The following is an 11,163-nucleotide window of genomic DNA, read 5'->3' as shown; positions in this document are numbered from 1 at the left end:
ATAATCCTCGATAGCTCAATGGCAGAGCATTCGGCTGTTAACCGAAGGGTTGTTGGTTCGAGCCCAACTCGGGGAGTTTGGAAAATCCGTAAATTTTATAATTTACGGATTTTTTAGTGATATTTTAAACCAATGTCTCCAGTTTTTCTTTAAAATCTTCAGCAGATATATCGAGAGCGATAGAAAATTCCTGGATAATCAGCTTTTCTACCTGCTCCAGGTATCTGCTGTCTTTTAAATTCAGCTGTTTTCCGGCAGCATTGCGTACATATTTTTCATGCAGGATTCCTTTGAGCATACAAAACCACTTCTGGAAGTTGCCTGATTTAAGGACCTCCGCATATTCCCGGTCGCGGTTTTTATTATCCTCATTATACTGTCCCTGAAGTTCTCTGACACCTGATAAACATTGGATTGCATTTTCTTTTGTTATGATATAGCGTATATCTGACTCATGTGTAAATGCAACATAAACTTTAGTAGTGGGGTTTTCAAGACACTCTAGAGTATAATAGAGCTGTCCTGTTGTGACGAAATCCGGCGTACCGATATTATTGATCCGGCATACACCGCCGTTTTCATGAAAGACTATATCGTTGATCTGATACATTAAATCACCCTGGCTTTCTTGCTGCTTGATGCAGTTACAGGCCTCTGTATAAGCGCGGTCTGTTAGGTTAAAAGAAAAAGCTATGTCGACACTGTGGAGCGAGGTCAACATAGCTACATATTTATTATACCACAAAATTTAAGGAAATAGAAGCAAAAGTTTTGACATGGAAAGGCAGAAACAGGAAAGCGACGTGCATCCCGTAATTTAATCCTATGGATGGGCGTGCTTTACATGATTAACTACCACTGATATGATAAAAGAAAGGGCGAAGGAGATATGAAATTCAAGGGAAAGATAGCATTATGGTTCTGGATAATCTTTTTGGGAGGAGAGAGCCTGATACTTTATAAGATGGCAGAGAGTATATTTTCCGGGCATGACACAGAGGATATTATTGTACTGGCCATTTCCTTTGTGATCTATACTCTCGTGTTTCTGCCAATTGTGGCCAGAAATTATGTTCTTATTGAAGATGGAAAGCTTAAATTGTTTTTTGGGTTCTCAACGGACGTGATAGATATCTCGGAAATAAGAGAGATCAGGAGCACATGTAGCCCGATTGCTTCATCAGCTGCATCTCTGGACCGTCTTGTGATAAAGGGTCGGAGACAGGAGATGATAGTTTCAGTGAAGGATAAACAGAAGTTCCTGGAGGAATTAAAAAAGAGGATATAGCTCCTTTTCACAAGAGCTTCACATGTTGTCCGTCAGCCGGTTCATCTACATAGAAGAATTCTGTCAGGTCATCTGAATCAAATACCTGCAGAAGTTCCAGAAAGTTCTCAGCAAGCCGGCAGCTGGACAGCTCATCTCTGTGCAGCCATTTCATGACGCCTTCCTCAGATGAGGTGAGAGTGCCGGTAAACTGGCTGGTTTTAAAAAGAAGAACTACATATCTTTCATTTTCTTCAGTTTGAAACTGCTTGATCCCGCAGAGCCTGGGGGAGCTGATCACAAGCCCGGTCTCTTCTTTTACTTCACGCTTTACAGCGTGGATGAAGGATTCACCCTTTTCTACATGGCCTCCTGGAAAGGTTAAGCCAGGCCATATATTGTTTACACGGTCCTGCAGTAAAAGTTTATCGTTATCGTATATCATACATAAAACAGTTAAAGTTACTTTTTCACTTCTTGACATATGTTTTCTCCTGTAAATCACTGTACCCTTATTTGCTTGTTTATGGCAATTGATCTCCGCCTTTTCTCATTTTACGCTACTGTTCACTCCGTGACCAGTAACTATTTTACTACCAAATTCTGTGAGGTTCAACAGCAATCTTTTGCATTATCTCATGATGTATTGTAAAATGTTATAGAGAATCGTTGGAATACACCGGATTATGAGGTTATGAAATGAAAAATAAAAATGTGGACCCGAAAATAAAAATTGTGGAGTCGGTGCTGGAATACTGGCATACTATGGAATTCCTGGTACAGGATGCGCTTCCACAGCTGACTTATGAAGAAAAAAAGAAGAATCAGGAAGCTGTCAGAAAAGCTCACACTGGAAATGGCGGCCCGAAAGTGCTCAGGGTGCTGGTTAGTCTGGAGAGGGGAAGCAGCTTCCTTGAGGCAGCAAAAACAGAGGCAGAGAAGCATGGAATGACATGCTGGGGTAATCTTACCTTTTATGTGGGAAAAAGCAGGAGAGAGGCGTGCATACAGAGAATCGCCGCAGCTCTTGTGGAGGAAGATGACCGCCCTGAGATAAACAATGAGGAAATAGCCTGGTTCAGCCTGCAGACCAGCCCGGAGGGGGCATATATCTCTCAGACATTTTCTTTGTCAACGATCATCTGGGCTATGAACCATGTGGCAGAGGCCGGAGTGAAGCCCCTATCGGAGTGTCTGTCAGAGGAAAGCTACAGGGATGATATGCAGGTCTATGAAGAAAAGCTGCAGATGTGGGGAAAAAGAAATTGCACAGACAAAGCGGAGGATGAGGAAAGCGGGCTATATGAGCAGGAGTTAAATGGAGATTTTACAGAAATCACGGTGGAAGATATTGCCGGGATAAATGATGAGATATACAGCAGTTATATTAAAAAGCTGCTTGGTGAAAATTTATCTGCAGGAAAAAAGCAAGACTTTGAATGTATGATGCTTTTCCAGATCTACCAGGATGAGGAGGCGCGGGAGAAGTATTCTGATGATGATTATCTTGGTCTGGGCAGGGCCTTTTTTGCGGACGATGTGAAGATGGTCCTGAGTGCGGCCAGGACAGATGGATTGCGCTGTGCCTCCTTTATGGGAAAGGGACTGGCAGATTATATTGCAGGAGCTTACAATGAGTATTATCCGGAGAAAAATATCTGTTCTTCAGGCAGCCGTTTTGACCTGGAGCATGCAGGTGAGGGGGAAGAAGAGAAGGAAGGACTTCTGGAGTTTTTTACAGATGTGCTGGATGTACGCCGTGCCCCTGTGGGAAAGTGGCCTTCCAGATTTATGCCGTCACTGATGCAGCAGACTGCCGTGAATCTGGCTACAGATGAACGCACAGGACCTGTATTTTCAGTAAACGGTCCGCCGGGCACCGGCAAGACCACACTGTTGAAAGAGATTATTGTAAATCACATTATTGAGAAAGCCATGCTTCTCTCAGAATATGACAGGCCGGATGATGCATTTGAAAAATGCTTTTTTCAGCATGGGGAAAAGAAGAGCGGCGGCTATTCAGACTGGTATCCTAATTATTATAAATTAAAAGATGATAAAATAAATGACTACAGTATCCTGGTTACCTCCTGCAACAATGCGGCAGTAGAAAATATAACAAAGGAGCTTCCTTTGGAGAAAGGGATCACAGGAGCCCTGAACTGGGGGCCGGACGACAGCGGGGAGATGAAACAGGAGCTGGAAGAGATACAGAAGCTTTTTACAGAAGAGGAAAGCCCCAAAAGTGAGCAGCTGTACTGTAAGGATGGGGCTAAAAGCGGCGTATATAAGGACATATATTTCACAGAATACGCAAGAGAGCTTGTAGACAATCAGGGGGCCTGGGGGCTTATTTCAGCATCTCTGGGGAAAAGATCCAACATACATAAATTTTATCAGAATGTATTAAGGCCCCTAGATTCAGATTTTTACCGTAATGAAAAGATAGATGCCAGGCTGGATACTTACAGGCAGGCCAGGAGGCGGCTTCTGGAACAACGGGCAAAGGTGGAGAAACTCAGAGACAGTCTTGCCCGGAACTGTGAGGATGTAAAATATATCAGAGAATACAGCCGGGATATGGAAAAGAAGCTGGGGCAGCTGGATGAGGAAAAAGACAGGTTGGAGCGCAGGGCAAAAGAATGCAGTACGCAGCTGGACAGTCTCAGAACACCTTTAAAGCAGCTGGAAGAAGAGCTGCTGAAGCGGGAGCAGTATATGGAAAAGTGCAAAGAGGACTGGAGATGGGCCTGGGTTGAATACGAACGTGTTTACGAAGAGTATAAAGACAAGCAGAACAAAAGTGACGAGCTGAATAAGAACAAAGGTATATTTAGAAGGTTCTTCCGTCAGTCAGCAGTGAAAGAGGATGAAAGACAGGCGGCTGTCCTTGCCGCTGAGGCACAGGAGTTAAAGCGGAAAGCAGTTATACTGAAGGAGGAAGGGGACAGGAGAAAAGCCGCTTACGAGAAATCCAGACAGTTGACAGAGATGTCCCGGAGCCGGTTAAAGGAGCGTGACGGGATAGCACAGAAGCTGGAGAAAGAGCAGTCAGAAATCAGAAAGAGGCTTCGGGATATACAGGTGGAATATGCAGGGATCAGAAACAGACTGACAGCGGAAATCAGTAAATACAAGAAAAAGCTCTGGCACCAGATGGAAGCATTTGGGGATATGGGAAGCTTTGTACCTCTGGATGAAGCGTTCATAGAGGGAATGCTAAGCAGGGATGAGAAGGAGAGTACACGTATACAGACAGCGAATCCATGGTTTACAAATCATTATAACAGAGAAAGGGAAAAGCTGTTCTATTATTCACTGCAGCTCACTAAGGAATTTGTACTCTCTTCCAGGTGCTGTTTCCGTAATTTCCGCAATCTGGCGCTGCTTTGGCAGGAGACCCAGGAAGATAATGAAAAAGTCATTTTCCATCCGGAAGACCGTGAGGCATGTTTCGGGCCTCTGCTGCAGAACCTTTTTCTTCTAGTGCCTGTTATTTCCACAACCTTTGCTTCAGTGGGGAATTTTTTAAAGGATATTAAGATTCCGGGAGCCCTGGGGACATTGATCGTGGATGAGGCCGGGCAGGCTCCGCCTCAGATGGCTGTGGGAGCCCTGTACAGAAGCAGAAGGGCTGTTATTGTGGGAGATCCGCGGCAGGTGGAGCCTGTAGTGACAGATGATCTCCAGCTTTTGAAAAAAGCATTTAAAGAAGATGTCTATAAACCATATAAGTCGAAGAAGATCTCAGTCCAGCAGTTTGCAGATACGATTAACCCATACGGCACATATCTGGAAAATGAAAAGAATGAGAAAGAGTGGGTAGGGTGTCCGCTTGTAGTGCACAGAAGATGTATTTCTCCTATGTATGATATCTCAAACCAGATATCCTATAATAATACAATGAAACAGCAGACAGCTGCCCCGGGAAAAGAAAAAGAAGCGTCTTTCTGCTACAGCGGTTCCAGGTGGATCAATGTAAAAGGAAGGGAGAAGGGGCGGAAAAACCACTATGTGGAGGCACAGGGAAAACGTGTGCTGGAAATATTAGAGACAGCCTTCGCTAAAGCGGATGCTCCCAGTCTGTTCATCATAACACCGTTTACATCTGTAAAAACGGGTATGATAAAGTGCATAGAGGATCATCTGAAAGGCAGCCGCAATTCCATTCTGTATGAGAAAAGGGAGATGGTTACTGCCTGGATGTATAAGAATATCGGGACAGTACATACATTCCAGGGAAAAGAAGCGAATGAGGTAATCTTCCTCCTGGGCTGCGATACGGGCAAAGAGGCTTTTGGAGCCATCAGGTGGGTGAACGCCAATATTGTAAATGTGGCAGTTACCCGGGCCAAGTTCCGCCTCTACATGATCGGCGATGAGAATGCCTGGCAGGCTTCACCGTATATCAGCCAGGCCAAAAGCATCATAGACCTCTATGCCCTCAGAGAAGTGAGTGAGATTGTAAATGGGACCGCAGATGAGAGTTTTGAGGAGAAGAAGAAAAAAGCACTTTTCTTTTGTGACAAGCTGCCCACAGCAGAGTCTTTTTCAATGGATGTTTATGAGGATGAAGACGGCAGCCTGGAATATACAGGTGACTCTGGTATATTCCTGAATGAACTGCAGGGAGGGGGGCTTCTTTTAAATGAGCTGACAGATGAACAGCTGGAAGGTTATGGTTTTACAAGGGCAGCCTTTGACTCCCTGATCCCCCGGGTGAGAGTCAACATAGAGTGGGGGATCAAGCTTTATTCTATGCTGAAGAGATTTGTGAAGGAGTATGGAATTACCGGCCTGGATGCTTCCTGCTGCGGAATCCTTTTCTGCAAGGCTGCAGAGCTTCAGGTGAAAGACTGTCTGGCGGAGGGCATGAAAAAACGCCTGCCGGAATTTAAGGTCAGTATACCTGGAAGCAAGGGCGGGAAGCTAAAGGAAGCAGCAGTTGAGAAAATGACCCTGGGAACCTTCTGCACTGTCTTAAGAGCAGAAGAAAACAGACAGATCCTGGCTGAATATATGATAAGTAAAGGCAGAAATAAGTATGGTGTCAGGTGGTGGGAAAAGTATAATGACAAACTGCTTCAGTGTAAAGAGCTGCGGAATGCCTGCTGCCACAGCGGGGCATTCCCATGGAAGAAGCTGGACCAGCTCCTGATCGTCTTGTTTTTATGGGACAGGAGCAGAGAAGAGCCTGTGATGGACGGGCTTGTAAGAGACAGCGAGGCGGGGAGGTATCTGATTGGTCTGTGAAGATTGCATAATAATAGTAAATTATTTCATACCATATCTCCGTCATTTGGTTTATAATCTGTCTGACAACAGGAAAAGGCTGGAGAGATTTTGAAAAGCCGGCAAAATATGAGGATTGGAAGGGAAGAAAATGAAAGAACGTTTAGATGCAATGCTTAAGGATATGTGTGACAGAGGAGATTATATGGGACTGAGTGTCCTGGCAGCTAAAAAAGGAGAAGTGCTGTACCGCAGGGACTATGGATTTGCAGACAGGGAGAAGGGAAGGGCACAGGCTCCGGATACCATTTTCCATCTGTATTCTATGTCAAAGCCGGTCACGGCAGCAGCGGTGATGAAGCTGTGGGAGGATGGGAAACTGGACCTTTATGATCCTGTATCCAAATATCTGCCCGGATTTCTGAATCAGAAAGTAAGGGAGAACGGTGAGCTCGTCCCGGTTAAAAACGAGGTCACAGTAAGGGATCTTCTGAACATGACATCAGGGATCGTATATCCCGGTGATGAGAAGACGCCGGAGCTGAACAGGCTGTTTGATGAGGCCATGGAGAGGGCGGACGGCCCGGAGGCATTTGATACTGTAGAGTTTGCCAACAGCATTGGCCGGACCCCTCTTATGTTCCATCCGGGTGAGAACTGGCAGTACGGGGCTTCTGCAGATGTGCTGGGAGCTGTTGTACAGGTAGTTTCGGGTATGAGATTCGGAGATTATCTGAAGAAAACCTTCTTTGAGCCCATGGGAATGAAAGATACAGGATTTTACATACCGCCGGAGAAGAAAGACAGGCTTGCAGTGATCTACCGCATGGAGCCTGGAAAAGAGGTTACAGAGTATCACGGACGCCATCTTGTCATCATGGATTATGAAAAAGAGCCTTCATTCCAGTCAGGCGGAGCAGGACTTTTCTCTACAATGGATGATTACCTGAAATTTGCCTCCATGCTGTGCAGTAAAGGTGTGTATGGAGGCACGAGGTATCTGACAGAGAGAACTGTGAGATATATGAGCAGCAACCAGCTTACAGAAAAGCAGCTGAATTGTATGGAATGGCAGGCAATTACAGGATATGGCTACGGGAATCTGATGAGAGTTCTCCTTGATCCCTGCCAGGCTGCAGTAGTGACTGAGCCCGGTGAATTCGGATGGGACGGCTGGACAGGAACCTACATGGAAGTAAATCCAGCAGAGGACGTGGTAATTATGCTTATGACGGCCCAGATTGACAGAGATAATGTCTGCAGCAGACGCAGGATCCGGAACTTTATTTATCAGCACATTGTGTAGGATGAGCAGCAGCCGGCTACAGCTTTTTCGCGCTCCGCTCCCGTCTGTAGCTGGCGGGAGAGACATTATAGTAGCGCTTAAACGTGCGTGTGAAATAGGCCTGACTGGAAAATCCGGTTTTGTCTACGATATCCTTGATTTTCATGTCTGTTTCCTCAAGAAGCTCTGCCGCTTTTTTCAGGCGGACTTCTGCCAGGTAATCATTAAAATAATAACCTGTCTGCCTGCGGAAGATGGTGCCCAGGTATGAAGGGCTGACGTTTAGCTTCAGAGCCAGGGTTTTCAGTGAGATATCTTTGTCATCTGATTCCTGCACGCTTTTGATGACAGCGTCTACGCATGGATACATGGACTGCTGGAGCTTTGAGAGCAAGTGGCCTGAGTATCTGAGAAACTGCAGTGCATACCGGGCATAGTCAGAGGCATCCTGGGACTTGACGGGCAGGCCGGCAAGTTTTTCGGCCAGCTCAGGAAATTCTTCGTTCAGCCTGTATACATCTTTGCATATCATCTGTATGCGCTGGGTTAGCAGGGCGGCAGTACATGAAAATGCCGGATATTTTTCATACAGTTTTTTAATGGCATCGATATCTTCACCCGGACCTTTATCGTATTTTTCCAGGGCCTGGCAGGCGGCATCTGTCAGGCTCTGGTTTTCTTTCTGAAAGTAGGTAAGCAGCCGGGTATGTTCCAGCCACAAATAAGAGCAGGCAAGCAGGCGGCTCTGATGTACGTCTGAAAACTGTGACACACAGGGACCGGCACATGCGAAAACATGCAGGCCGGCAGATAAGGCATCATGTATGATCCGTCTGATAAAATCCTTTATTTCCTCTGTACAGCTTGGAACCGGAGAGAGTATGCCGACAAGGCAGGTTGGCGCCTCAAAATAAAAGTTGCCGGTATACCGTCCGGGCAGGTAGTGCAGGAACAGGTCAAAAAATTTAGACATGATGTCAGGAGAACCATTTGCACAGGAAAATACCACTGCAGTAAACTGCCCCGCCTGCAGGTCAATTCCCAGCAGTTTTGCCTTTGTGGCAAGCTCATTTCCAGACAGCAGGTTCTTGGCCCACTGTTCAGTGAAGGCATTGCGGAAGGTCAGCATAGCCTGGCCATATGTACTGTTGAGCTGTTCACGTTCCTGAATGTGGCCTGCGATCTGGCTGATCGTATCGGATAATTCATCAGAATCTATGGGTTTGAGCAGATAATTTTCTGCGCCGTACTTCAGGGCAGTTCTGGCATATTCGAAATTATTGTATGCACTCAGTACAATCACATAGATATAGGGCTTAGCCTCCTTAATATGCTGTATCAGACTGAGGCCGTCCATATCCGGCATGGCAATGTCTGTGATTACTATGCTGACCGGATTAGCCAGAACATATTCCAGAGCCTTTACTGAGCTTGTCGCGGCATATCCTATTTCCAACTGGAATCCGTTCCAGTCTATTGCGTGGGTAAGATGTTCGACGATGTAAGGTTCATCGTCTACAATAACTGCCTGGTACATAATTACCTCCATTTCTGAATGTTATATATTACCTCAGACAGCAGTATTATCTGAAGTACCGGTACTGGCCGCCGGATGTGACAAAAAATTATTCTGCAGCTCATCTGCGGACATGGCAGGAAATATCAGGTCTATCTGAAAGCTTATATCGTCTTCACCTGACTTTACTGTCAGGCGGCATTTTTCGCCGAATGCTATCCTGAGGCGGGTGTATACATTAGCCATGGCAAAGCTTCCGGATTTTCCGGTCTCAAAAACACCCAGATCTAAAGAACGGCTGATTTCGGAAATTCTTTTTTCTGAGATGGGATTTCCGTTATTACACAATGTGATATGTACATATCTGATCTCGTCCATATCCTCCAGGAAGACAGATAAAAGCAGCAGGTTGTCTTGTGCCCCCGATTTTATTCCATGTACGAAATAATTTTCAATCATAGGCTGAAGTGTATTTTTAGGGATGGCATACCAGCCTGCATTGCTGTCTACATCAAATTCATAGTCAAAATTCTGAAAACGGCTCTGATAAAGTATTATAAAATTCTCACAGAGCTCAGCCTCCTCATCTAATGTGATAAACATATCCGTATTTGTCTGGGTCCTGTATATCTTAGCCAGAAGAAGCAGCATATGAGATGCTGTTCCGGTATCTGCACTTTGAATCTGTGAGCGGATCATATCCAGAGTATTATAGAGGAAGTGTGGATTGATGCTTGTCTGCAGGGCATACAGCTCTGATTTCTTCTGCTGCAGCTCATACACATAGGAGCGTTCTACATTTTTCTGCAGCTCGTCACACATTTTGTTAAACCCGTCTATGATCTGAGTAAACTCATTCCCTTTTTGAGGCCTGTTTATCCTGTAAGAGAGGTCGCTCAGGCTGAATTTTTTCATCCCGTTTAAGATGCCGCCGATATTTTTGTTGCTGAGATAGTAAGTGACATAATACAGGATAAAGGAAAAAGCAGTAACAAATAAAGCAAGCATAACAATCATAATGGTAAGCCGGCCTTTAGGGAGATGCATCCGCATAACTTCGTAGGAGACCTGGAATCCATTGTCAGTATTTGCAACTGTATTTGTATAGACAGTATTCCCGGTGATGTCTGACATGGGATTTGACTGGAAGTATATGCGGTTATTATCATCGCTGATCCTGAAGCTATTCTGCTCATCCAGCTCATAATCGTTCAGGATATTCATAAATTCCGCAGTGGAGTAGATGGGGATCATATATCCAAGCGGAACTGCGGCATTCCGGTAGAGGGTAGCTGCCAGGCCGTAATAGCTGTCATAGGACCCCTCTGATCTTGTGCAGGCTGCAATGACGTCGGAAATGGTCTTGTTGTCCAGTTTTGTTCCGGCAAAGGGAACGAGATCAGGCAGATCAATATCCATACTGGCGCAGCGCAGATAGTATTGGCTGTCAGAGTAATAATAGACCATGCTGTTCTGCGGGGAGTATAGAAGTACTCCCCGCAGATACCTGTCATTACTGCAGATGGATGACAGGAGAGTGATGACTTCATTGCGGGTATCAGCGGATATCTGGTCATAGGAGGAGGCATTCATCAGCATGCACAGATTTTCATCACATTTATTATTTACGAGTATCCTTCCCACAAGGATGCTGAAGGAATCAATGTGGCTGGAAAATGCCTCCGACAGATTTACAAGAGCCAGGTCATAGCTTTTCAGAAACTGGCTTTTTTCATATTGGGAAGACAAAAATCCAACGATCACACTTGCAATCACAGAAAAGCTAACGAGCAGTGAAGTGCAGATTAGCAGCATGCGGGTGAAAAATCCGTATTTTTTTTGCACCATAAGTATCTCCGTTTT

At 45.3% G+C, this 11,163-nt stretch carries 7 protein-coding genes and 1 tRNA gene; 4 read left to right on the top strand and 4 right to left on the bottom strand.

Features of this window, described 5'->3' with window-relative positions; genetic code table 11:
- Window positions 1–4: 4 nt before the first annotated feature.
- A tRNA-Asn gene (locus tag NSB28_RS23125) sits at window positions 5–76 on the top strand.
- Between the two features lie 48 nt (window positions 77–124).
- Here the strand turns inward: NSB28_RS23125 and NSB28_RS23120 are convergent.
- On the bottom strand, window positions 125–610 hold the full coding sequence (locus NSB28_RS23120; protein WP_187374262.1) for a CarD family transcriptional regulator: 486 nt from the start codon (window positions 608–610) through the stop codon (window positions 125–127).
- Window positions 611–889: 279 nt separating this feature from the next.
- Between NSB28_RS23120 and NSB28_RS23115 the strand changes: the two genes are divergently transcribed.
- Entirely contained in the window at window positions 890–1,288 is a 399-nt protein-coding gene (locus tag NSB28_RS23115; RefSeq protein WP_109627113.1) for a PH domain-containing protein, read from the top strand.
- A 7-nt stretch (window positions 1,289–1,295) separates the two neighbouring features.
- On the opposite strand, the gene NSB28_RS23110 is transcribed toward NSB28_RS23115, so the two are convergent.
- Entirely contained in the window at window positions 1,296–1,751 is a 456-nt protein-coding gene (locus NSB28_RS23110) for an 8-oxo-dGTP diphosphatase (protein ID WP_109627111.1), read from the bottom strand.
- A 215-nt stretch (window positions 1,752–1,966) separates the two neighbouring features.
- Here NSB28_RS23110 and NSB28_RS23105 point away from each other — a divergent pair, with 215 nt between their 5' ends.
- Both NSB28_RS23105 and NSB28_RS23100 read left to right on the top strand, forming a co-directional pair.
- Window positions 1,967–6,520 (top strand): DEAD/DEAH box helicase, encoded by a 4,554-nt coding sequence (locus tag NSB28_RS23105; protein ID WP_109627109.1) that lies wholly within the window; start codon window positions 1,967–1,969, stop codon window positions 6,518–6,520.
- Window positions 6,521–6,650: 130 nt separating this feature from the next.
- Entirely contained in the window at window positions 6,651–7,805 is a 1,155-nt protein-coding gene (locus NSB28_RS23100; RefSeq protein ID WP_109627107.1) for a serine hydrolase domain-containing protein, read from the top strand.
- Window positions 7,806–7,821: 16 nt separating this feature from the next.
- Here the strand turns inward: NSB28_RS23100 and NSB28_RS23095 are convergent, their stop codons facing one another.
- Together NSB28_RS23095 and NSB28_RS23090 are read right to left on the bottom strand one after the other, a co-directional pair.
- A complete protein-coding gene (locus NSB28_RS23095; protein ID WP_257497720.1) occupies window positions 7,822–9,321 on the bottom strand; it encodes a response regulator in 1,500 nt (499 codons plus the stop codon).
- A 33-nt stretch (window positions 9,322–9,354) separates the two neighbouring features.
- Window positions 9,355–11,148, bottom strand: a complete 1,794-nt coding sequence (locus NSB28_RS23090; protein ID WP_109627103.1) for a sensor histidine kinase — start codon at window positions 11,146–11,148, stop codon at window positions 9,355–9,357.
- Window positions 11,149–11,163: the final 15 nt, after the last annotated feature.

This window comes from Murimonas intestini, from assembly GCF_024622195.1.
GTDB classification, from domain to species: Bacteria; Bacillota; Clostridia; order Lachnospirales; family Lachnospiraceae; genus Murimonas; species Murimonas intestini.
Note: the sequence above shows the minus strand (reverse complement) of the source record. Positions and strands in the feature narration are given on the sequence as shown.

Excerpts from the sequence above, each read along its gene's own strand:
- NSB28_RS23120 (WP_187374262.1), bottom strand. The coding sequence starts at position 610 with ATGTATCAGATCAACGATATAGTCTTTCATGAAAACGGCGGTGTATGC.
- NSB28_RS23115 (WP_109627113.1), top strand. The coding sequence starts at position 890 with ATGAAATTCAAGGGAAAGATAGCATTATGGTTCTGGATAATCTTTTTG.
- NSB28_RS23110 (WP_109627111.1), bottom strand. The coding sequence starts at position 1,751 with ATGTCAAGAAGTGAAAAAGTAACTTTAACTGTTTTATGTATGATATAC.
- NSB28_RS23105 (WP_109627109.1), top strand. The coding sequence starts at position 1,967 with ATGAAAAATAAAAATGTGGACCCGAAAATAAAAATTGTGGAGTCGGTG.
- NSB28_RS23100 (WP_109627107.1), top strand. The coding sequence starts at position 6,651 with ATGAAAGAACGTTTAGATGCAATGCTTAAGGATATGTGTGACAGAGGA.
- NSB28_RS23095 (WP_257497720.1), bottom strand. The coding sequence starts at position 9,321 with ATGTACCAGGCAGTTATTGTAGACGATGAACCTTACATCGTCGAACAT.
- NSB28_RS23090 (WP_109627103.1), bottom strand. The coding sequence starts at position 11,148 with ATGGTGCAAAAAAAATACGGATTTTTCACCCGCATGCTGCTAATCTGC.